Source organism: Rossellomorea marisflavi (genome assembly GCF_001274775.1).
GTDB classification, from domain to species: Bacteria; Bacillota; Bacilli; order Bacillales; family Bacillaceae_B; genus Rossellomorea; species Rossellomorea marisflavi.
In genome coordinates, this window is record NZ_LGUE01000001.1 from 408,343 (window position 1) to 429,140 (window position 20,798).

At 47.9% G+C, this 20,798-nt stretch carries 24 protein-coding genes; 17 read left to right on the forward strand and 7 right to left on the reverse strand.

The window, feature by feature from the left end; all coding sequences use genetic code 11:
* The first annotated feature begins 52 nt into the window (after nt 1–52).
* From AF331_RS02015 to AF331_RS02060, 10 genes are all read left to right on the forward strand, one after another.
* Nucleotides 53–679, forward strand: a complete 627-nt coding sequence (locus AF331_RS02015; protein ID WP_048006125.1) for a helix-turn-helix transcriptional regulator — start codon at nt 53–55, stop codon at nt 677–679.
* 10 nt (nt 680–689) lie between these two features.
* Nucleotides 690–1,502 carry a pyruvate, water dikinase regulatory protein gene (locus tag AF331_RS02020; protein ID WP_179125838.1) on the forward strand — a complete coding sequence of 271 codons (813 nt, stop codon included), beginning with the start codon at nt 690–692 and terminating at the stop codon, nt 1,500–1,502.
* A gap of 345 nt (nt 1,503–1,847) precedes the next feature.
* Entirely contained in the window at nt 1,848–2,282 is a 435-nt protein-coding gene (locus AF331_RS02025) for a YaiI/YqxD family protein (protein WP_082346666.1), read from the forward strand.
* A gap of 53 nt (nt 2,283–2,335) precedes the next feature.
* Entirely contained in the window at nt 2,336–4,138 is a 1,803-nt protein-coding gene (dnaG, locus tag AF331_RS02030; RefSeq protein ID WP_053426536.1) for a DNA primase, read from the forward strand.
* A gap of 31 nt (nt 4,139–4,169) precedes the next feature.
* Complete coding sequence (rpoD, locus tag AF331_RS02035; protein ID WP_048006123.1) at nt 4,170–5,300, forward strand: RNA polymerase sigma factor RpoD; 1,131 nt, start codon at nt 4,170–4,172, stop codon at nt 5,298–5,300.
* A gap of 103 nt (nt 5,301–5,403) precedes the next feature.
* Nucleotides 5,404–5,928 carry a hypothetical protein gene (locus tag AF331_RS02040; protein ID WP_053426537.1) on the forward strand — a complete coding sequence of 175 codons (525 nt, stop codon included), beginning with the start codon at nt 5,404–5,406 and terminating at the stop codon, nt 5,926–5,928.
* A 120-nt stretch (nt 5,929–6,048) separates the two neighbouring features.
* Entirely contained in the window at nt 6,049–7,191 is a 1,143-nt protein-coding gene (locus AF331_RS02045) for an acyl-CoA dehydrogenase family protein (protein WP_053426538.1), read from the forward strand.
* A gap of 300 nt (nt 7,192–7,491) precedes the next feature.
* Complete coding sequence (cccA, locus tag AF331_RS02050) at nt 7,492–7,857, forward strand: cytochrome c550 (protein WP_053426539.1); 366 nt, start codon at nt 7,492–7,494, stop codon at nt 7,855–7,857.
* 134 nt (nt 7,858–7,991) lie between these two features.
* Nucleotides 7,992–8,702: a tRNA (adenine(22)-N(1))-methyltransferase gene (locus tag AF331_RS02055; RefSeq protein ID WP_053426540.1), complete on the forward strand. Its 711-nt coding sequence runs from the start codon at nt 7,992–7,994 to the stop codon at nt 8,700–8,702.
* Nucleotides 8,699–9,817, forward strand: a complete 1,119-nt coding sequence (locus tag AF331_RS02060; protein ID WP_053426541.1) for a Nif3-like dinuclear metal center hexameric protein — start codon at nt 8,699–8,701, stop codon at nt 9,815–9,817. Before AF331_RS02055 ends, AF331_RS02060 begins: the two co-directional genes overlap by 4 nt.
* Nucleotides 9,818–9,844: 27 nt before the next feature.
* Here AF331_RS02060 and AF331_RS02065 read toward each other — a convergent pair whose 3' ends face one another.
* From AF331_RS02065 to vrrA, 3 genes are all read right to left on the reverse strand, one after another.
* The gene (locus tag AF331_RS02065) at nt 9,845–10,315 is read right to left on the reverse strand and encodes an NUDIX hydrolase (RefSeq protein WP_053426542.1); all 471 of its coding nucleotides are present in this window, start codon (nt 10,313–10,315) and stop codon (nt 9,845–9,847) included.
* A 123-nt stretch (nt 10,316–10,438) separates the two neighbouring features.
* Nucleotides 10,439–11,398 carry a 4-hydroxy-3-methylbut-2-enyl diphosphate reductase gene (locus tag AF331_RS02070; RefSeq protein ID WP_053426543.1) on the reverse strand — a complete coding sequence of 320 codons (960 nt, stop codon included), beginning with the start codon at nt 11,396–11,398 and terminating at the stop codon, nt 10,439–10,441.
* Nucleotides 11,399–11,536: 138 nt separating this feature from the next.
* The gene (vrrA, locus tag AF331_RS02075; RefSeq protein ID WP_053426544.1) at nt 11,537–12,223 is read right to left on the reverse strand and encodes a VrrA/YqfQ family protein; all 687 of its coding nucleotides are present in this window, start codon (nt 12,221–12,223) and stop codon (nt 11,537–11,539) included.
* A 278-nt stretch (nt 12,224–12,501) separates the two neighbouring features.
* Here vrrA and AF331_RS02080 point away from each other — a divergent pair, with 278 nt between their 5' ends.
* Together AF331_RS02080 and AF331_RS02085 are read left to right on the forward strand one after the other, a co-directional pair.
* Nucleotides 12,502–13,809: a DEAD/DEAH box helicase gene (locus AF331_RS02080; RefSeq protein ID WP_053426545.1), complete on the forward strand. Its 1,308-nt coding sequence runs from the start codon at nt 12,502–12,504 to the stop codon at nt 13,807–13,809.
* A 30-nt stretch (nt 13,810–13,839) separates the two neighbouring features.
* On the forward strand, nt 13,840–14,733 hold the full coding sequence (locus AF331_RS02085; protein ID WP_053426546.1) for a deoxyribonuclease IV: 894 nt from the start codon (nt 13,840–13,842) through the stop codon (nt 14,731–14,733).
* A gap of 37 nt (nt 14,734–14,770) precedes the next feature.
* Here AF331_RS02085 and AF331_RS02090 read toward each other — a convergent pair whose 3' ends face one another.
* The gene (locus tag AF331_RS02090; RefSeq protein ID WP_048006116.1) at nt 14,771–15,025 is read right to left on the reverse strand and encodes a DUF2624 domain-containing protein; all 255 of its coding nucleotides are present in this window, start codon (nt 15,023–15,025) and stop codon (nt 14,771–14,773) included.
* A 153-nt stretch (nt 15,026–15,178) separates the two neighbouring features.
* Here AF331_RS02090 and AF331_RS02095 point away from each other — a divergent pair, with 153 nt between their 5' ends.
* The 4 genes from AF331_RS02095 (at nt 15,179) to AF331_RS02110 (ending at nt 17,968) form a co-directional block, all read left to right on the forward strand.
* Nucleotides 15,179–15,949: a metal ABC transporter ATP-binding protein gene (locus tag AF331_RS02095; RefSeq protein WP_053426547.1), complete on the forward strand. Its 771-nt coding sequence runs from the start codon at nt 15,179–15,181 to the stop codon at nt 15,947–15,949.
* A 14-nt stretch (nt 15,950–15,963) separates the two neighbouring features.
* A complete protein-coding gene (locus tag AF331_RS02100) occupies nt 15,964–16,821 on the forward strand; it encodes a metal ABC transporter permease (RefSeq protein ID WP_053426548.1) in 858 nt (285 codons plus the stop codon).
* Between the two features lie 2 nt (nt 16,822–16,823).
* Entirely contained in the window at nt 16,824–17,240 is a 417-nt protein-coding gene (locus AF331_RS02105) for a Fur family transcriptional regulator (protein ID WP_053426549.1), read from the forward strand.
* Between the two features lie 365 nt (nt 17,241–17,605).
* Nucleotides 17,606–17,968 (forward strand): DUF1499 domain-containing protein, encoded by a 363-nt coding sequence (locus AF331_RS02110; protein WP_082346669.1) that lies wholly within the window; start codon nt 17,606–17,608, stop codon nt 17,966–17,968.
* A gap of 38 nt (nt 17,969–18,006) precedes the next feature.
* Here the strand turns inward: AF331_RS02110 and AF331_RS02115 are convergent, their stop codons facing one another.
* The gene (locus AF331_RS02115) at nt 18,007–18,567 is read right to left on the reverse strand and encodes a nucleotidase (protein ID WP_053426551.1); all 561 of its coding nucleotides are present in this window, start codon (nt 18,565–18,567) and stop codon (nt 18,007–18,009) included.
* Nucleotides 18,568–18,776: 209 nt separating this feature from the next.
* Between AF331_RS02115 and AF331_RS02120 the strand changes: the two genes are divergently transcribed.
* Nucleotides 18,777–19,136, forward strand: a complete 360-nt coding sequence (locus AF331_RS02120; RefSeq protein WP_053427744.1) for a hypothetical protein — start codon at nt 18,777–18,779, stop codon at nt 19,134–19,136.
* Nucleotides 19,137–19,207: 71 nt separating this feature from the next.
* On the opposite strand, the gene ispG is transcribed toward AF331_RS02120, so the two are convergent.
* A complete protein-coding gene (gene ispG / locus AF331_RS02125) occupies nt 19,208–20,320 on the reverse strand; it encodes a flavodoxin-dependent (E)-4-hydroxy-3-methylbut-2-enyl-diphosphate synthase (protein ID WP_048006111.1) in 1,113 nt (370 codons plus the stop codon).
* 104 nt (nt 20,321–20,424) lie between these two features.
* On the reverse strand, nt 20,425–20,760 hold the full coding sequence (locus AF331_RS02130) for a hypothetical protein (RefSeq protein WP_053426552.1): 336 nt from the start codon (nt 20,758–20,760) through the stop codon (nt 20,425–20,427).
* Nucleotides 20,761–20,798 lie beyond the last annotated feature (38 nt).

The window sequence follows — 20,798 nt, forward strand, 5'->3', positions numbered from 1 at the left end:
TTTAGTATACAGTATAACATTTTGAAAAAGGGTCGTTAGGTGGTGAAGGAAAATGGAACTGAATAAACGTCAAGAAACTATCTTGCAGATCGTGAAAGATAATGGGCCCATCACGGGAGAACAGATTGCCGACCGACTCAACTTGACCCGTGCCACCCTGAGACCGGATCTGGCCATTCTGACCATGGCGGGTTACCTTGATGCAAGGCCCCGGGTGGGTTATTTCTATACCGGTAAGACGGGAACCCAACTGCTGACAGAAAACCTGAAGAAAATCTACGTGAAGGATTATCAATCCATTCCTGTGGTCGTGAATGAAAATGTCTCGGTCTATGATGCCATCGTGACGATGTTCCTTGAAGATGTGGGGACGCTGTTCGTAGTCGATGCAAATTCTTATCTGGTCGGGGTCCTCTCCCGGAAAGATCTTCTGAGAGCGAGCATCGGAAAGCAGGAATTGAGTACGCTCCCGGTGAATATCATCATGACGAGGATGCCGAATATCACGACATGCGAGAAGGATGATCCGTTGATCGGTGTCGCGAAGGATTTGATCCATAAGCAGATCGACTCCGTCCCTGTTGTCAGGAAAACGGATAATGGAGATCTTGAGGTTACAGGACGGATTACGAAGACGAATGTCACAAAGGCATTCGTTGCACTGGCAGATGAATATTAACAGGTGGTGAATGATCGTGAAAGAACCGATTATCTATGTGGTATCAGACTCCGTGGGGGAAACGGCCGAACTAGTGACCAAGGCAGCCATCAGCCAGTTCGATGGTTCTAAGAATACGGTCATTAAACGCTTCCCGTATATCGAAGAATTGGAAAATATCGATGAAGTGATCTCCCTTGCTAAACTGACGAAAGGGCTGATCGTCTATACCCTTGTGAAACCTGAGATGCGCGCCTATATCAAGGCGAAGGCGAAGGTGGAAGACCTCCATGCGTTCGATATCATCGGACCCCTCATGGATACATATCAATCGTCATATCAAAAGGAGCCGCTGTTTGAACCGGGTACTGTCCGGAAACTGGACGACGATTATTTCAAAAAAGTCGAGGCCATTGAATTTGCCGTGAAGTATGATGACGGAAGGGACCCAAGGGGCCTTCTCAGGGCGGATATCGTTTTGGTGGGCGTATCAAGGACCTCCAAGACGCCATTATCACAATATCTGGCACTCAAACGTTATAAGGTGGCAAATGTCCCCCTTGTGCCTGAAGTCGATCCCCCCGAGGAGCTTTTCAAGGTTCCTCCCGAAAAATGCTTCGGTCTGAAGATCAGTCCGGACAAACTAAATACGATCCGGAGGGAACGGTTGAAATCCCTCGGACTGAACGACCAGGCAAGCTACGCAAACATCAAGAGGATCGAAGAAGAACTTACATACTTCGAAGCGATCACGGGACGCATCGGTTGTCATGTCATCGACGTGACGAATAAAGCCGTTGAAGAGACCGCCAATGTCATCACGAATATCTATCAGAAATCCTGAGTGTTTTTACCCGGACCATCATGATCGTGGTGGTCCGGTTTTTCTGTGCATGGGGACTTCAACCTAAAGTGCAGAAGCAAGAAAGTGGAATCGTGAAGAGAATGAGTTTTATGGGTGGTCAAATAGCCGGGGATATACTATAATAAAAAATTGTGATAAAAATATTTAAAATAGGTTTAGACTAAACTCTTAAGGAATAAACTAATTATTGTGATATGTCAAGTCCTGAAGAGGGTTTTTTTCGACAAATTCTTCCTTGCTCCCAAGGAAAGTTATCCGGGAGAGAAGGATTACATGGAGTGATGTAGAATAGTTAGGTATGACCCATATCATCCTTGTGTATTCGTGGATGCTGATGCTTGTCCTGTCAAGGAGGAGATCAGCCGGATTTCAAGAAGATACGGATTCGGGGTTGTATTCGTCGCTTCCCATGCCCACCGGAAAAGTGAGCCTGAAGCAGGTGAATGGATCTATGTTGATAGTTCCAAGGAATCAGCCGATCTGTACATCATGAATCACGTCCGATCTTCCGATGTGCTCGTCACCCAGGATATAGGGCTGGCCAGTCTTGTCCTGCCAAAGCACGTTTATGCCCTGTCCCCCAGGGGAAAAGCATACAAGGAAGAAACGATTGCCACGGCCCTCGATTACAGGTATCTTGCCGCTAAGGAACGTAGAAAAGGGAAGTATGGAAAAGGTCCCAAGGCATTTACCCAATCAGACCGGGAAACTTTTTCCGCAAACTTCGAGAATTTATTGTCGCAAATTGCAGGAGATTGATAAAATTTATCGAATCAACTTATGAGGGACATTTATAAAACAGGTGATGAATAGTGTCAGAAAGAATCCCTGAAGAGAAGCTCAATAAAATTTTATCATCCACGGACATCGTGGATGTTGTAAGCGACTATGTGCAACTGAAGAAACAGGGTCGTAACTATTTTGGGCTCTGCCCATTTCATGGAGAGAACACTCCATCTTTTTCTGTTTCACCTGATAAACAAATCTTCCATTGCTTCGGCTGCGGTGCGGGAGGTAACGCCTTTACATTCCTTATGGATGTAGACGGTATGTCCTTCCAGGAAGCAGCTCAAAAGCTTGGTGAGAAGGTTGGCGAGGAAATTGACGTCACGCCTTCCACCCCGAATGTAGATCATGCTCAACTTGAAGACGAGAAGAGGATGATCGAGGCCCATGAACTTTTGAGTAAATTTTACCATCATTTGCTCCTTAATACAAAAGAGGGTCAGGATGCACTGGAATATTTGCTTGCCAGGGGGTTCACAACCGAAAGCATCCGGAAGTTCAAAATCGGCTGGTCGCTTCCCAATTGGGATTTCACGGTCAAGTTTCTGGAAAAGAGGGGATACCCCCTCGAACTCATGGAAGAGGCCGGGCTCCTGGTCAGAAGGGAAAGGGACCAATCCTTCCTCGACCGGTTCAGGGGCCGGATCATGTTTCCCATCCAGAACCCCAAAGGAGACACGGTCGCCTTTTCGGGACGGAGCCTTCAAAAAGGTGATGAACCGAAATACTTGAACAGTCCGGAGACGAAAATCTTCAATAAGAGTAAAATCCTCTATCATTACCATGGTGCTCGGGCCTCAATCAGGCGGAAACAGCAGGCGATCCTCTTTGAAGGGTTTGCAGATGTCATTTCCGCAAACGAGGCGGAAGTCGAGAATGGGATCGCCACAATGGGGACCTCCTTGACCGAGCAACAGATCGGACTGATCAAACGACTCACGGATACCGTCGTGATTTGTTATGACGGCGACTCTGCGGGGATCGAAGCCGCGTTCAGGGCAGGGAATCTCCTGACGAACCACGGCATGAATATCCGCATCGCCGCCATACCGGAGCAGCTCGACCCCGATGACTACATCTCCACCTATGGATCCGAAAAGTTTCAGCAGGATGTAATAGGGGCGGCTCTGACATTCATGGCGTTTAAACTCCGCTATTACAAGCTGAATAAAAACCTGAATGATGAAGGAGATCGGCTCGCCTATATCGAAGAGGTACTCAAGGAAATCGTCGGCTTGAGCAGTGCCGTTGAAAAAGACTTCTATCTGAGAAACCTCGCCGATGAGTTTGATCTATCGCTTGATGCCTTGCAGCAACAGATGGGGCAGACAGGAGCACCCCGGTCAAAGAAGGTACAACAAAGCCCCGCACCCGTGGCTGCTCCCTTCAACCGGAAGTCACAGCTCCTCCCTGCGTATCAAAATGCCGAAAGGCGCTTGATCGCCCATATGATGAGGGACCCCAACATTGCGTATAAGGTTCAGGATTGGCTTGCAGGTGTCAGTCTCAACGTAGATGAGCACCAGGCGATCATCACCTATCTTCTCGGGTATTATGAAGAAGGTCTGCCACCAGGCGCCCGCGGATTCATTGGATATCTGAGCGATGAACGTTTGAGGCGGGTGGTGACGGAGATCGAAATGATGTCCATCAGCGAAGAGTGCACCGATGATGAACTGATGGATTATGTGAAACAGGTCTTAAAACATCAAAAGATGTTGAAGATAAAGGAAAAAGAACAGGAAAGAAAAGAAGCTGAGAGAAGAAATGATTATCGCAAGGAAGTAGAGATTGCGATGGAGATCTTACAGCTGCGTAAGTCTTTATAGTTTTGCCAGGAAGTTGGAAGGAGGGGAACACATGGCTGAAAAGTCCGCGCGTTCCAAACAAATAGCGTCTGAATTGACCGTTGATCAGGTGAAAGAATTTTTAGTTAATCAGGGTAAGAAGAGAGGTGTCCTCACGTATGAGGATATCGCCGATAAACTATCGGGCTTCGAATTGGACTCTGATCAAATGGATGAATTTTACGAGCACTTAGGTGAACAAAGCATCGAAATCATCAAAGAAAGTGATGAAGATGACGATCCAAGTGCCCCTGAATTGGCAAAGGAAGAGGAAGAGGAATTCAACCTGAATGACCTCAGTGTCCCTCCCGGCGTCAAAATAAATGATCCGGTCCGTATGTACCTCAAGGAAATCGGAAGGGTCGACCTGCTATCAGCAGAAGAAGAAATCAATCTTGCCGAAAGAATCGAAGAAGGGGACGAAGAGGCGAAGCGCCGCCTTGCAGAAGCCAACCTTCGACTTGTGGTCAGTATTGCGAAGCGTTATGTCGGTCGGGGTATGTTATTCCTTGATTTGATCCAGGAAGGGAATATGGGCCTTATTAAAGCGGTTGAGAAATTTGATTACCGCAAGGGGTTCAAATTCAGTACGTACGCCACTTGGTGGATCCGTCAGGCCATCACCCGTGCCATCGCTGACCAGGCCAGGACGATCCGTATCCCTGTCCATATGGTGGAGACCATAAATAAACTGATCCGTGTCCAACGCCAGCTTCTTCAAGATCTCGGTCGTGAGCCTGCGCCTGAAGAAATAGCAGAAGAAATGGACCTTACACCGGAAAAAGTAAGGGAAATCCTGAAAATTGCCCAAGAACCTGTTTCATTGGAAACACCGATCGGGGAAGAGGATGATTCACATCTCGGCGACTTCATTGAGGATGCAGAAGCACAGTCACCATCAGAGCATGCTGCTTACGAACTTTTGAAGGAACAGCTCGAGGATGTACTCGATACCTTGACAGACCGTGAAGAAAACGTTCTGCGTCTTCGCTTTGGACTTGATGACGGAAGGACCCGTACCTTGGAAGAAGTCGGAAAAGTTTTCGGTGTCACCAGGGAACGGATTCGTCAGATCGAAGCGAAAGCTCTCCGTAAACTACGCCATCCAAGCAGAAGCAAACGTTTGAAAGATTTCCTCGAATAGGAACCAGAACCGTCTCGCGTATGCCGAGGCGGTTTTTTTTCGGCAAAAAAGGAATTTCGACAGGCTGTGACGAAGTTTATACATATACTTTATAGGTTAGGCAGTGATTGGGATCAAACAACAAGATAAAGAAACAACGATCATCATAAAAGAAATCAAACGGTGGAAAGAAAGCAGCATGCTTCCGGAGCACTACTGTGACTACCTTCTCAACCTTTACACCAAAGGGGGAAGTGAAAGCGTTTCCTCTCGGGGGTACACACATCTTGCAGCAGCGGCCCTGACTCTCGGCCTCACCGTATTTGTCATTTATTTTACTGAAATGTCACCGCTTTTGCAAACAGCGATTTTGGCAGTATTTGTCGTTTTCCTTGTGGTCATGGCAATTCATTATAGCAAAAAAGGAATCTCTACCCTTTTTGTGTATGTGGTTGCAGCCCTCATCCTTCTTTTTATGACGGTTCACATCGTGGATGCATTTTTTGAAGGGAAGAGAGGAGTCCTGATGCCGCTCCTATATTTGCATTGTTTTGTATGGTCGGTTACGGGTTTCGGGCGCAAAATCCTTCCATTTTCCATCGGAGGGACTCTGGGAGCGATCCTGCTGACTATTTATATTGTAATATAACTACAGAAAATTATAAAGTTTTTTAAAGTTGAGAAAATTCATTTAATCCTTTTATAATGGAAATGATAGCGCATACATTTCTGCTTTTGGCAGGAAGCGAGACAGATAAGGGGGATGGAAATGAATTTTGATTTGACACAGGAACAGGCCATGATTAAAAAAACCATTAAAGAGTTCGCAGATGAAGAGGTGGCGCCGGGTGCCCTTGACAGGGACCGGGCCAAGGAATTCCCTGCTGACGTTTTTAAAAAATTGGCGGACCTTGGACTGATGGGTCTTCCGTTTTCAGAAGAATACGGCGGAGCCGGGGCGGATACGGTCAGCTTTGCCATCGTGACAGAAGAATTGAGCCGGGCATGCGCATCGACAGGAATCACGTACTCTGCCCACATTTCCCTGGGTGGAGCACCAATTTCCATGTTCGGTACGGAAGAGCAGAAGGAGAAGTATCTGACGCCGATCTGTACTGGCGAGAGCTTCGGAGCTTTCGGGCTGACCGAACCGAATGCGGGATCAGACGCTGGTGGAACCCAGACGACGGCAGTGGAGCAAGGGGACCGCTGGGTAATCAATGGGAATAAGTGTTACATCACAAATGCCAGCTATGCGAACCATCTGGCTCTGACTGCTATCACCGGTAAAAAGGACGGCAACAAGGAAATCAGCGCGATCATCGTACCGACGGATGCCAAAGGCTTCAAGGTGATTGATAATTATGAAAAGATGGGGCTGCACGCCTCGAACACCACCGAACTCGTGCTGGAAGATGTAGAGGTTCCTGCGGAGAACCTCCTTGGTAAGCGAGGAGAGGGCTTCAAGCAGTTCCTGGTCACTCTTGACGGCGGAAGGATTGGGATCGGTGCCATGGCCGTGGGGGTGGCTCAGGCAGCCTTTGATAAGGCCCTACAATATGCCAAGGAGCGAAAGCAGTTCGGAAAGACGCTCTCCCAGTTCCAAGTGACCCAATTCAAGCTGGCCGACATGGCAATGAAGATCGAATTGGCTCGGAACATGGTGCACAAGGCAGCGTGGCTGAAGGATCAGGGCAGACCATTTTCCAAGGAAGCGTCCATGTGCAAGCTCTATGCATCCGAAATCAGTATGGAAGTGGCCGATGAAGCGATCCAGATCCACGGAGGATATGGGTATATGAGGGAGTATCATGTGGAGAGGTACCTTCGAGATGCGAAGCTCCTCGAAATCGGCGAAGGAACGTCTGAAGTCCAGCGCATGGTGATCTCAAGGCTGATTGGATGTCACTGATGCCCGGGGACCCTGGTTAATGGGTCCCTTATTTTGGTAAAACAACTGGAAATGCGAGAGATTCGTGTTAGCGATACCAAATCAGAACAGGATGATAGTCCTGTGAAACGAATTGCTTTTGTGTCAATAATGAAAACGGTTAAGAGAATTCGACGTAAAATCGAACATAATGTGTCTAAATTGTGAGAAAGATGGAAAAGTTAATTCGTAGGACTTTTACTTTCCCTGTTTTTACAGTAAAATATAAATTGTTAAATAGGGTACTATTTGGATGGTATACATACGAAGGAGGGTTAAGCCATGAATCGCAATCCAATCATTCCGTTCATTCTCATTATGGCACTTGGTATCGGACTTGTTTTCTTCTTATCTCTTGAAGGATTGAATAATGCTGAAGAGAAGGCTGACAAGGCAAAGGAAGAAGAAAAAGGTGGAGAGCAGGCTTCAAGCGGTGAATTCGATCCTGAAGCACACTACAAGGAAAACTGTATGAGCTGTCACGGTGGCGACTATGAAGGCGGAGCTGGACCTGCATTGAAAGGAACGGATCTTTCCAAAGATCAAATCAAGGAGACGATCAAGAACGGTAAAGGCATCATGCCGGCAGGACTTGTGGAAGATGAGAATCTTGATGCCATGGCAGACTGGATCTTGTCACTCAAATAATAGGGAAAGCTTCTTTGCCTGATGGGCAGGGGGCTTTTTTTATGCCTTGAAATTGGGTAGAATGGTATCGAAGCGGAAAAATCCTTCCCGGTACAGGGAAGGGAAGAATGAATCCAGATTGATAAGGTGAAATGATGAATAGCGAAAAATTATCCAAACGACTGGAGACAGTCGTATCCTACATACCAAAAGACAGTACCATTGCAGATATCGGATCGGATCATGCCTATCTCCCATGTTACGCGATCCAGAGAGGAATTGCAGCATCGGCCATCGCCGGTGAAGTCGTGAAGGGACCATTCGAATCAGCTGTGAAGCAGGTCAAACTGAATGCCCTCGAAAACAGGGTGGACGTCAGACTGGGAGATGGCCTTGATGTGCTCCGTCCAGGAGAAGTGGATTGCATCACCATTGCTGGCATGGGCGGGCCCCTGATTGCCTCCATACTCGAGAAGGGTAAGGCTAAAGTGGAAAATGCACGACTCATCCTACAGCCGAATATCAGCGCCGTGTCCATCCGGGAATGGCTGATGGATAATGGCTGGTCCCTTCTGAGAGAGGAGATCTTGGAGGAGGACGGTAAGATCTATGAAGTTCTCGTAGCGGAAAAAGGAGATCCGAAGGCAGGATATTCAAGCGGAAATCTTGAAGCAGAGATCCTCATGGGTCCGTTACTAAGTACTGAACGCAGTGCGCCGTTCAGAAAAAAATGGACACAGGAAATGACCCAGTGGAAGGTGATCCTGAAAAACATGGAACAGGCTGAAGAAACTCCAGCACTCGAGGAGCGCAGGAATGACCTGCTTGTAAAAATCAAACTGGTAGAGGAGGTTCTGAATCGATGAAAACACCAAATGGACATGAGATCATCCAGCTATTTGAACAATTTTCACCGAAGCATCTTGCAGAGGAGGGTGATCCGATCGGACTTCAGATCGGCAAGCTGAATGAAAAGGTGGAAAATGTCATGGTGACCCTGGACGTTCTTGAAAATGTGGTGGATGAAGCGATCAAGAATAATGTGAAGCTGATCATCGCCCATCACCCTCCGCTGTTCAGGGCCCTTAAATCAATCCATACCGATACCTATCAGGGGAGAATGATTGAAAAACTCATCAAACATGATATTGCCGTTTATGCCGCCCATACCAACCTTGATGTGGCGGAAGGTGGAGTGAACGATCTGCTCGCTGATGCCCTTGGACTGGTTGAGCCATCCGTCCTTGTACCGACGTACTCCGAAGAGCTCAGGAAACTGGTGGTCTTTGTACCGCAAGAGCACGGTGAACGCCTCCGCGGAGCCCTGGCCAAAGCGGGAGCGGGGAATATCGGCGCTTACTCCGATTGCAGCTTCACTACAAGAGGTGAAGGCAGATTCATGCCGGGGGAAGGAACCGACCCTTACCTCGGGGAACAGGGTAGCCTGGAAGTAGCAGAGGAAGAAAGAATTGAGACCGTTTTTCCTGCTTCTTTGGAGGGCAGGGTACTGAAATCCATGCTCGCCAATCATCCTTATGAAGAAGTGGCCTATGACATCTATACACTGAAGAACAAAGCGCCCGCTATGGGTCTCGGCAGGATCGGAACGTTACCTGAGGGTACGACTCTGAAAGAATTTGCCCCGCGGGTCAAAGAGGTATTCGGGATGGATGGTATCAAAGTGACCGGTGATCTTGAGGCGCCTGTGAACAAAGTGGCGATCCTCGGTGGAGACGGAAATAAATTCATCCATGCTGCCAAGCGACAAGGAGCAGACGTTTTCATTTCGGGTGACATCTACTATCATACAGCCCACGATGCCATGATGCTTGGCTTGAACGTCATTGATGCTGGACATCATATCGAAAAAATCATGAAGGACGGCGTGGCCCGGCACTTGGCCAAGACGTGCGCGGAAAAAGGATATGTCGTGAATATCTTCCCTTCTACCTCTAACACGAATCCGTTTACTTTCATGTAAAAAAAGCCTTGTTTGCACTCCTTATTATTAGGGGTGCGAACAGGGCTTTTCTTTTTGCCCCAGAAACTCCGTAATGATCGGTTCATCTGGCGGGCTCAGTTCGAGGGGGAGGGAATCCAATGGGAAGAAGCGCAGTTCTGATCCTTCCGCTTCATTCAGACGGCATTCTCCTCTGTAAGATCTGCATAGATAGGCGGTCACGACATTGTAGACCTCGTCGCCGTGTGGGTACTGGTAGTAGAATTCCTGCCCTGAATAGATCCCCCATAAAGATAAAATTTCAGCTTTAATGCCGGTTTCTTCATAAAGCTCCCTTTCGGCTACTTCCTGCAGGGTTTCCCCGGGTTCCATGGAACCTCCCGGCAGGCCCCAACGTTGATTGTCCGTGCGCTTCATCAATAAGAGTTCCTCTGAATCATTGATGACGAGGACGCATGATCCAACCATGATGAGGGGGAGGGTCCCGACATGTTTACGCAAATTCAATATATAGCCCATACAGCCTCCTGTAAATGTTTTCCTACATTATAGCATTCACGAGTCAAGTGATCCATAGGGAGCGGGAACAGGCAGGACAAAGAAAACGCCCATGCATGAGAATCCCTGCATAGGCGTTTACATTTATTTAGAAGAACCAAGTTTTGCTTTGCGTACTTTTGGAAGAATTTTATTCAGTGGGACATTGCGTTCCCTTGTCCACGTCTCTTCATCAGCCGGGTCATATGCTTCCAGGAAACGGATGACTTCTTTGACGATGGGAGTAGGGGTGGAAGCACCTGCAGTGACGGCGGCTACTTTAGCACCCTTCAACCACTCCAGCTCCAACTCACTTATGTCAGAGATCCGGTAGGCAGGTGTTCCGGCGATTTCTTTCGACACCTGTGCCAGCCGGTTGGAGTTATTGCTCTTCGGGTCACCGACAACAATCAGGACGTCTGCCGCCCCAGCCTGTTCTGCAACGGCTTCCTGACGCACCTGCGTCGCCAGGCAGATTTCTTTATGAAGTTCCACATGTGGGTACATTTCCCTGACTTTCTCCATCGTATCGAGAACATCCCATTGACTCATCGTCGTCTGATTCGTCACGATGATCTTTTCATTGTCGATGGTGAGCTTTTCCACATCCGCGGCGGTTTCCACGAGGTGTACGATATCAGGTGCGACACCGACGGCCCCTTCTGGTTCGGGGTGGCCTTTTTTACCGATGTAGATGACGTCATATCCTTCGGCTTCCTTTTCGCGGATGAGGTCATGTGTCTTCGTGACATCGGGGCATGTTGCATCCAGTGTGACTAGTCCTTTATTCTTGGCAATTTCCTTCACTTCCGGGGATACCCCGTGTGCTGTGAAGATGACGGTCCCTTCATTGACCTGGTCGATGATTTCCTTCCGGTTGTGACCATCCAGGGTGATGATGCCTTCTTCTTCAAATGCATCGGTCACATGTTTGTTATGGACAATCATGCCCAATATATATATCGGACGGGGGAGTGACTTGTCGAGCGCCGCATTCCTGGCGATGACCATGGCATCGACGACTCCGTAGCAGTACCCCCTCGGGGTGATTTTAATAATATCCACTGATAATCCTCCTACATGGGAAAGGTTGTACCCCCATTATAAAGGAGAACGTCCTTTATGACAAAGAGTATGGGTGTGGAAAGGGTTTAACCATTGGGAATAGCCCTCCAGATAGGCATTCTGCAGGGCATTACAGGTTTAAATATAAAGCTTTGGTGAAGATTGCCCCGTTTTCCTGGGGGCTTTCGGTCTGACAGGAGAGGCAGGCACTGATTCTTCATCGGGTGCGGGTGTTTCCACGGTTTCCTCGGAGTCCTGATCCTTTGGTGGGGGAGTAGCATCTTCTGCATCTGCATTCGTTTCTTCATCCCCTGTTACATCTTTCAGTCCCCGGTACAGCTTCCATAATGCTGGGATATTCTTGACCATGGGACCATATTGGGAAACCATCGGTCCGAGCTGTTGAGCGGTTTGCAGGACCTGTTGGGTATTCGTGAGGAAAGAGCCGATATTCCCTGGATTCATCAGCCCTTGTAGGATGCCTCCGGCTGCTTGCGGAGACCGGTCCATCCCTGAGTCGGATACGGACCGTGTGAACTGTTCGAGAAGGCCAGCTCCACCTTCAGGGGTGCCACCCCTTCGATTTTCGCCTTTTTTCAATAGTTTGGAGAGCAGACCTTTCTTTTTGCCGGGCTCTCCTCCTGACATCTGGAACGGAGAAGGTGAAGTGCGGCCCATAGTAGGTTGATTCCTTCGGTTTTGTTGCATCATGAATGGATTCCCCTGCTGCATGCGGAAGTTGCCCTGTTGCATCCCGAACGGATTCCGCTGCTGCATGCCGAATGGATTTCCTCCGCGCATTCTCATCATTCCGCGTGGCGGCATGATGATCGCCTCCTTTCAAATGGAATCGCCATCTTTATAACGTATGCAAGCAGATTGAAAAGGGTATTGTGTAAAGGGAGAAATGATTTTGTCCTGATAGGCTAGATGTTTCCCCGAAAATTGATTATAATGGTTAGATGTTCTTATTTTAAATGACAACTGACGTTTTATATAGATCTTCACCCGCTGAACACCGGGTGGACCCTTCAGTATGGGGTGTCCATGCATCACCATGAAATAGGTATAATGAGATGTCGATATAAAGGAGATGAAGAGACATGACAAAGAACGCCTTCACACAGTATGAATTCAAAACGTTCATTCAGCATGCTATTGAAGAACGGGGGTTTCATGAGCCGACGGAAATCCAGAAAAAGATGATACCGATGATCTTGAAGGGCCAAAGTGCCATCGGTCAATCCCAGACCGGTACAGGAAAGACCCATTCCTATCTGCTTCCGATCATTGAAAAGATCCATGAAGCTTCTGAAACGGTCCAGGCGGTGATCACTGCGCCTACGAGGGAACTTGCCCAGCAGATCTATCAGGAAATCTTGAAGATTACAAAAGATACCGACATCACATCGCGCTGTTTCATCGGGGGAACGGACAAGCAGAGGACAATCGAGAAACTGAAGAGCCAGCCACATATCGTCGTAGGTACACCGGGAAGGATCAACGATCTTGTAAAAGAACAGGCCCTGTTGGTGTACACGGCAACCATGCTAGTGATCGATGAAGCCGACTTGATGCTTGATATGGGGTTCATTGAGGATGTGGATCAAATCGCCGGCAAAATGCCTGAAAACCTCCAGATGCTCGTATTCTCTGCAACCATTCCAGAGAAGTTGAAGCCATTCTTGAAGAAGTACATGGAAAACCCTCAATTCGCCCATGTAGAGCCAGAGCGTCTATCGGCGAAGAACATCGAGCACGTCATCGTCCCGGTGAAAAGCCGTGACAAAATCAACCTGCTTTACAATATCCTAACTGACATCAACCCGTACCTCGGGATCGTGTTCACAAACACGAAATCGAAAGCGGATGAAGTGGCGGATGCCCTGATTGCCAAAGGATTGAAAGTCGGGAGGATCCACGGTGGCCTGTCTCCGCGTGAACGGAAAAAGGTAATGAAACAAACAAGAGGGCTTGAATTCCAATACATCGTTGCGACGGACCTTGCTGCCAGGGGGATCGACATCGAGGGAATCAGTCATATCATCAACTTTGAATTGCCGCAGGACCTTGATTTCTACATCCACAGGACAGGCCGTACGGCTCGCGCCGGCAACAGTGGGATTGCTTTCACCATCTATGAGGCGTCCGATGAAGATGCCATCAACCGACTGGAGAAAAAGGGCATTCAGTTTGCCCATAAAGATATTAAAAAAGGCGAATGGGTAGAGCTCCCTGCGCTGAATAAGCGGAAGAACCGCCAGAAAACCAGTGCAGATGAGGCGGATGTAAAAGCCAAGTCCATGGTTCGGAAGCCGAAAAAGGTGAAACCAGGATACAAAAAGAAAATGAAATACAAAATGGAGCAGATCAAGAAACGCGAAAGAAGAATCAAAAGCAGGAATAAATAATCTGCTAGCGTCGTAAAGGAGCTGAGACATGTGTTGAAGATCGGATCTCATGTATCAATGAGTGGAAAAAATATGCTGCTGGCTTCGAGTGAGGAGGCCGTTTCATATGGAGCGAATACGTTCATGATCTATACGGGTGCACCCCAGAACACAAGAAGGAAGAAGATCGAAGACTTGAATATCGAAGCGGGAAGGGCCCATATGAAAGAGCATGGCATCGAGGATATCGTTGTCCATGCTCCATATATCATCAATATCGGAAACACCACCAACCCTGCGACATTCGAGCTTGGCGTCAACTTCCTCCGCTCGGAGATCGAACGGACAGAAGCCCTTGGTGCAGGACAGATCGTCCTTCACCCGGGAGCGCATGTCGGTGCCGGAGCGGATAAAGGGATTGAAAAGATCATCGAAGGATTGAATGAAGTCCTTACGAAGGAGCACAAAGTTCAGATTGCCCTTGAAACAATGGCAGGGAAGGGCTCGGAATGTGGACGTTCATTCGAAGAGCTCGCTGCGATCATCGAAGGCGTCGATCTGAATGACCGTTTGTCGATCTGCTTCGATACGTGTCACACCCATGACGCGGGCTATAACATCGTGGAGGACTTCGACGGGGTACTGGACGAATTCGACCGCATCATCGGCATCGAGCGCCTAAAGGTACTGCATGTGAATGATAGTAAAAATCCTACTGGTGCCCGCAAGGACCGCCATGAAAACATCGGATTCGGACATATCGGATTTGATGCGATCAACCGGATCGTCCATCATCCGCAGCTTGCAGACATTCCGAAAATACTCGAGACCCCATATGTGGGAGAAGACAAGAAAAACAAAAAGGCACCTTATAAATTTGAAATCGAAATGCTCCGGAACGGAGAGTTCGACGAAGATGTGCTGAAAAGAATCATGGAAGCATAAAGGAAAGGAGGCACCCTTTGAGGGGCGCCTCCTTCTTTCATTTCATCAGCTTCAGGAAGAGACCGTTGATCTCTTTTGCCTTGGAAGGTCCGATCACCCTCGCCAGCTCTTTCACCAGTTGACTTCGCTTTGCATCATTGAAGATGTCGATGTTCTTCCCTTTGACGCTCTTCACGATGCTGTCGGCCTGTGCAGGGGTGAGGGAGACCTGGTACTGACCGGCATACTTCATGAGCTCCCCCTGTGAGATCGTGTTGATCTTATGGTTGATCACATTTTGCAGCAGTTTCATCCTAATCACTCCTCACAAGATACATATGATGTGATTGCAGAGAAAGTGACAACGATTTTTCCCGATACCCCATGGTTTACAATCAAATTCCCATGTTGTATACTACCCTATGGACATAAATCGTAACGATTCTTAAAAAGAGAGTTGATAGCCATGAATGGAGAGACACCAGTCATTAAAATAGAAGATGTAAGCTTTCGATATGAAAGGGAGCGTGTCCTTGAGGAAATCAATCTGAGCGTTCCACAAGGGGCATTCCTGGGTATCGTGGGACCGAATGGGTCCGGTAAATCAACCTTGTTGAAACTGATGCTTGGGCTACTCAGGCTACGGCAGGGGAAAATCGAGCTTTTCGGGACACCACTTCAGAAATTCAAGGATTGGAGCAGGATCGGGTTTGTTTCCCAGAAGGCAAACAGCTTCAATACAGGGTTCCCGGCAACGGTTTTCGAGGTTGTTGCGAGCGGGCTTACAAAGAAAGCCGGCTTATTCCGGCGGATATCCCATCAGCATAAACAAGATGTACTTGAAGCCATAGAATCAGTTGGAATGGAAGCTTTTGCCCGCCGGAACATCGGGGAGCTTTCAGGTGGTCAGCAACAAAGGGTTTTCATTGCCAGGGCACTTGTATCAAAGCCTGACATCATGATACTGGATGAGCCGACCGTCGGGGTCGATTCACAAAATGTCCAGACATTTTATGAAATGTTGGAGCGCCTCAATAAAGATCTTGGCATCACCCTGGTTCTGGTCACCCACGATATCGGGACGATCACAAGCAAGGTGACCCACGTCGCCTGTCTAAATAAACAACTGCACTTTCATGGTGATACAGAAGAGTTTGAAAAGCAAAAAGACGATGAGCTTTCCTCTTTTTACGGTCATGACGTCCACGTTTTGAACCATGATCATCAGCATGCATAAGGGGAGAGGGAACGATGATAGAAGCAATATTTCATTATGAATTTTTACAAAATGCATTTTTGACGGGGATTCTGATCGGAATCATCGCACCGCTCCTAGGGGCCTTCATCGTCGTGAGGAGGCTTTCCCTCATTGCGGATGCCCTTAGTCACGTTACCCTTTCGGGGATCGCAGCGAGCCTGTATGTGAGTCAGACGGTCCCTTCTCTTGCGACCCTTAATCCGTTGTACTTCGGAATGGTGTTCTCGGTATTGGGCTCCGTATTCATCGAGAGGCTAAGGACGCTTTACAAGCACTATCAGGAATTGGCCATCCCCATCATCCTCTCGGGTGGTGTGGGGATCGGTGCAATCTTCATTTCCCTTGCCGATGGCTTTAATACGGATCTATTCAGCTATCTATTCGGAAGCGTCAGTGCAGTGAGCAGGGGGGACCTGTATCTGATCGGCATCATCAGCGTAGTGGTGATCTCGGTCATCTTCCTCCTATATAAGGAGCTTTTCCTCCTGTCGTTTGATGAAGAGCATGCGAAGGCGTCAGGCATCCCTGCCAAGGCGATCCATTTCATCTTCATGATCATGGTCGCGCTAGTGATTGCCGCCTCCATGAGGATCGTGGGGATCCTCCTCGTGTCTTCCTTGATGACCCTGCCCGTCGCCGCAAGTATCCGGGTCGCGAAGGGATTCAAGCAAACCATTGGTTTTGCAGTGCTGTTCGGTGAGATATCTGTTATTGTAGGATTAGTAAGTGCCTTCTATTTAAATCTTGCGCCAGGTGGGACCATCGTGGTGACCGCCATCATCATCCTGATGATGACGATCCTCATCAAGAAGGTACGTTCGAATAAACCTTCGAAAGTAGAGGTGCATTGAGCATGAATGTATCACAAGCATTGGAGTTATTGAAGGAAGAAGGATATAAACATACGGGGAAAAGGGAACAGCTTTTGGAACTTTTCTCGTCTTCCAATAAATACTTGACGGCACGTGATGTGTTGGAACATATGAAAGGCGATTATCCTGGGTTGAGTTTTGATACGATCTACCGGAATCTCAGTTTGTTCGTAGACCTCGGTATCCTTGAAGAGACGGACCTGTCCGGTGAACGTCATTTCCGTTTCACCTGTGCGGCCAACCACCACCATCATCATTTTATCTGTATGGACTGCGGGAAGACGAAAGAAATCCACAGCTGCCCGATGGAAGCTCTGAAGGAAGATCTATCGGAAACCGGTTATGATATTTCAGGACATAAGTTTGAGATTTACGGAAAATGTCCTCAGTGTCAATGAGGACGGGACAATAAAAGGGATCAAGTCATAACGGTCACGTGTAGGTTCTTCATACCGTTCATGACTTCCGTGCAAGCCTTTTCTTTCAAGCGAGTAGCCTGCGGGCTCTCATCATCGCTATCCTTATCACATGAGCCTGCGTCTTGCACCCCAAACAACAACAGTAAACAAATGAGAAACCCGCATTCATTTGCCTTGTCCCAGGTAAATGAATGCGGGTTTTATTATGACTGAAAAACAGTTGTCCTGCTTCTTCTTTATCCTCTTACGGGTGGCTGCGGCAAGTTAAACATAGGAGGCTTCGTTTAAAAAAGGGAGAATGGGGAAAATAATGAGCGAATTCAAAAAACAGGGAGCGATCTGCTGTGGATAAAGTACCGTTCAAACATTGCCCATCTAACAAGAAGAATTGTGTAAGCACCATAGACCTTACTTCCTACCATCGGATTTCACCCATTCCCATTGAAGAGAGTTCTGAAAGGGTGAAGGAAAAAATCCATGTGGCCCTTGCCCACTTTGATCAAACGGAGGTGAAGGAGGAGACCCCGAAATACATCCATGCCGTATTCAGTACAAAGTTTTTAAAATTCAAGGATGATGTGGAGTTCTATATAGATGAATACAATCATCTTCTTCACATCAGATCGGCTTCCCGGCTGGGCTACTATGATTTCAAGGCGAACAGGAAGAGAATCGATCGCTTCAAGCATTTATTTCACTCGTTATAAAAATATAAAAAAGCGGCCCCCGGGCCGCTTTTTTTATATCATGACAACCAATTCTTCACCCATGCTTCAGCTTCTTCCCAATCGTTTACACGGATGACACCGTCAGGTATCGGATCCTGATTGTATGGGGTATTGAAGAGAAGGACAGGAATCTTCAGTGCTTCATGGATTGCGACGGCATTGTCATGTTTATCTTCGAAGAAGAGATCGACATCGTATTTTTTGGCCGTCGACACTTTATCGTGGGACCCGATCAGTTCGATGTGATGGTAGGTCAGGTCGCTTTCCGAGAACCAGTCCTTGGTGACCTGTAAAAGATCTGATCTCCTTGCGCTGATGAAGAATAATTCATGTGATTCCTTCCATTGATCCAGTACGTGTTTGGCCCCATCTGCAAGGGGAGAATCCTTGTAAATGATCGGCTCCGCGTCCGTGAACCACGCCCCGAATTCAGCAGGGGAAATATTGAGGACCTCCGTTAGTTCATATTGGGTGATATCATCAAGCGTCAATGACAAATCAAAATGATCATTTATATGAGGCAGAAGGGAGGCAGGGGACGTAACCGTACCGTCTATATCAATTCCAAAGCGTTTCATTTTTTATCAAGCTCCTCTGTATCAAAACTCCTTCAAGTTTATCATACTCCGCGCTTGCCCGTAAGCGGATTTTCATTTTCCTTCCACCACTCGCACATAAATAGCAAACATTAGCATAGTAAAAAAACGGTCGTAACGAACACTAAGAAGGCTCCCATACTCAGAAAGTGAGGGATTGCAGTATGAATGAAGAAGAGAAGCATGAGCTAATGAAGATTGATCGTGAAGAAGAAATCGGCTTTCACGACACTCAGGCGACAAATCTTGTGACAGAAGACTATCGTGAAGAAACAGCGACTGAAATCGCTGCTCCGCTTTCCATCCGTGATGTAGATGCTTATGAACGGGATGAAGTAGAGGAGCGATCCACTTCTGGAAGTGTAATGGGGTATTCGGCACTTGCCCTTTCCATCTTGTCGTTGTTCATCCTCCCGGTCATCCTTGGAGCGGTGGGCATCGTATTGGGATTCGTGGCAAGGCGACGAGGCGCAGAAACGCTGGGAGCGTGGGCGATCGGAGTCGGAGCCGTTTCCCTGATCATTGGGATATTCGTACTGCCGTTCTTTTAACATGATCTTGGAAGTGGGAGCATTTCAAGATACAAAAAAGAGGACTGATGAAAATCAGTCCTCTTTCGCATTTATACTTCCAGCTGTTTCTTCTCTTCTTCCTGTTTGGCAAAGTACTCCTCGGCAATTTTGTCGATTTCCTTTTTCAACTCTTCGACCATGGTTTCCTCAGGTACTTTACGGACCGTTTTTCCTTTACGGAATAGGAGTCCTTCACCACGGGCTCCGGCGATACCGATATCGGCTTCCCTTGCTTCTCCGGGACCGTTCACGGCACAACCGAGTACCGCAACCTTGATCGGGGCCTTGATGGTCGAGATATACTCTTCCACTTCGTTGGCAATCGAAATCAGGTCGATTTCGATACGACCGCATGTAGGGCATGAGATCAAAGTCGCGGCGTTGGCTGCGAGACCGAATGATTTCAACAATTCGCGTGCGACTTTTACTTCTTCTACCGGATCCGCACTCAGGGAGATCCTTACGGTATTTCCGATACCGAGGCTGAGGATGGCACCCAGACCTGCGGCACTTTTTACAGTTCCGGCGAATAGCGTGCCGGACTCGGTGATCCCGAGGTGAAGCGGATAATCGAACGCTTTGGCCGCTTTCGTATAGGCCTCGATGGCCAGGTTCACATCTGATGCCTTCATGGAGACGATGATATCGTGGAAGTCAAGGTCTTCAAGGATCTTGATGTGATGCAGGGCGCTTTCCACCATACCGTCCGCTGTAGGATAGCCGTATTTATCAAGGATTTTCCGCTCAAGGCTTCCGGCATTGACACCGATACGGATTGGAATGCCTTTTGCTTTGGCCGCCTTGACGACAGCTTCCACTTTTTCACGGCGACCGATGTTCCCTGGATTGATCCTGATTTTATCAGCTCCACCTTCGATTGCTTTAAGTGCAAGCTTGTAATCAAAGTGGATATCGACGACAAGAGGGATGTTGATTTGTTTTTTGATATCCGCAATGGCTTCTGCTGCGCGTTCGTCAGGACATGCGACGCGGACGATCTGGCATCCTGCTTCTTCCAGGCGGTGGATTTCTGCTACTGTTGCTTCTACATCATGGGTTTTGGTGGTCGTCATACTTTGGATGACCACTTCATTATTTCCGCCGATTGTCAGATTCCCGACTTTGACGGGGCGTGTTTTTGTGCGATGTATGATTTCACTCACGTGTGATTCGCTCCTTTAAAAAGCTTATTCAGCTATTCATAATACGCAATTATTGTAACAGTGTTTGCACGGTATTGACAAGAAATAGGTGTCAAAAAGCATATTCATGAGGGGTATTTCGGAAACTTGTAGGTTTTTCCCGCTTGAATCTCGGAAGCCCCGATCCCGTTCAGTTCTTCAAAGTCTCGGATCACTTGATCGACAGACACGGGCAGGGGACCGCCAACCTCATCCTTCACTAAACTCAGCACGGTATCCCCTGTGGAAACCTTTGTCTCGACATAAGGCACCTCCCTGACGTCCGGGGTGATGGGCTCCTTCATTGGGGCGGCAGTCTCTACTGATTCTTCATGTAGTAAGGTTAATGTTCCTTTATTCAAGTCATAATACACACTGTATAACAGAATGATCACACCTACAAAAACCGCGAGCCTCTTCATGATCAACATTCCTCCTGGTTTTGTTCGTTTGGAAAAGG

What these genes read in the sequence shown, in the direction of transcription:
- AF331_RS02015 (WP_048006125.1), top strand. Translation starts at nt 53, where the DNA reads ATGGAACTGAATAAACGTCAAGAAACTATCTTGCAGATCGTGAAAGAT.
- AF331_RS02020 (WP_179125838.1), top strand. Translation starts at nt 690, where the DNA reads ATGATCGTGAAAGAACCGATTATCTATGTGGTATCAGACTCCGTGGGG.
- rpoD (WP_048006123.1), top strand. Translation starts at nt 4,170, where the DNA reads ATGGCTGAAAAGTCCGCGCGTTCCAAACAAATAGCGTCTGAATTGACC.
- AF331_RS02045 (WP_053426538.1), top strand. Translation starts at nt 6,049, where the DNA reads ATGAATTTTGATTTGACACAGGAACAGGCCATGATTAAAAAAACCATT.
- cccA (WP_053426539.1), top strand. Translation starts at nt 7,492, where the DNA reads ATGAATCGCAATCCAATCATTCCGTTCATTCTCATTATGGCACTTGGT.
- AF331_RS02055 (WP_053426540.1), top strand. Translation starts at nt 7,992, where the DNA reads ATGAATAGCGAAAAATTATCCAAACGACTGGAGACAGTCGTATCCTAC.
- AF331_RS02060 (WP_053426541.1), top strand. Translation starts at nt 8,699, where the DNA reads ATGAAAACACCAAATGGACATGAGATCATCCAGCTATTTGAACAATTT.
- AF331_RS02065 (WP_053426542.1), bottom strand. Translation starts at nt 10,315, where the DNA reads ATGGGCTATATATTGAATTTGCGTAAACATGTCGGGACCCTCCCCCTC.
- vrrA (WP_053426544.1), bottom strand. Translation starts at nt 12,223, where the DNA reads ATGCCGCCACGCGGAATGATGAGAATGCGCGGAGGAAATCCATTCGGC.
- AF331_RS02080 (WP_053426545.1), top strand. Translation starts at nt 12,502, where the DNA reads ATGACAAAGAACGCCTTCACACAGTATGAATTCAAAACGTTCATTCAG.
- AF331_RS02090 (WP_048006116.1), bottom strand. Translation starts at nt 15,025, where the DNA reads ATGAAACTGCTGCAAAATGTGATCAACCATAAGATCAACACGATCTCA.
- AF331_RS02095 (WP_053426547.1), top strand. Translation starts at nt 15,179, where the DNA reads ATGAATGGAGAGACACCAGTCATTAAAATAGAAGATGTAAGCTTTCGA.
- AF331_RS02100 (WP_053426548.1), top strand. Translation starts at nt 15,964, where the DNA reads ATGATAGAAGCAATATTTCATTATGAATTTTTACAAAATGCATTTTTG.
- AF331_RS02105 (WP_053426549.1), top strand. Translation starts at nt 16,824, where the DNA reads ATGAATGTATCACAAGCATTGGAGTTATTGAAGGAAGAAGGATATAAA.
- AF331_RS02115 (WP_053426551.1), bottom strand. Translation starts at nt 18,567, where the DNA reads ATGAAACGCTTTGGAATTGATATAGACGGTACGGTTACGTCCCCTGCC.
- AF331_RS02120 (WP_053427744.1), top strand. Translation starts at nt 18,777, where the DNA reads ATGAAGATTGATCGTGAAGAAGAAATCGGCTTTCACGACACTCAGGCG.
- AF331_RS02130 (WP_053426552.1), bottom strand. Translation starts at nt 20,760, where the DNA reads ATGAAGAGGCTCGCGGTTTTTGTAGGTGTGATCATTCTGTTATACAGT.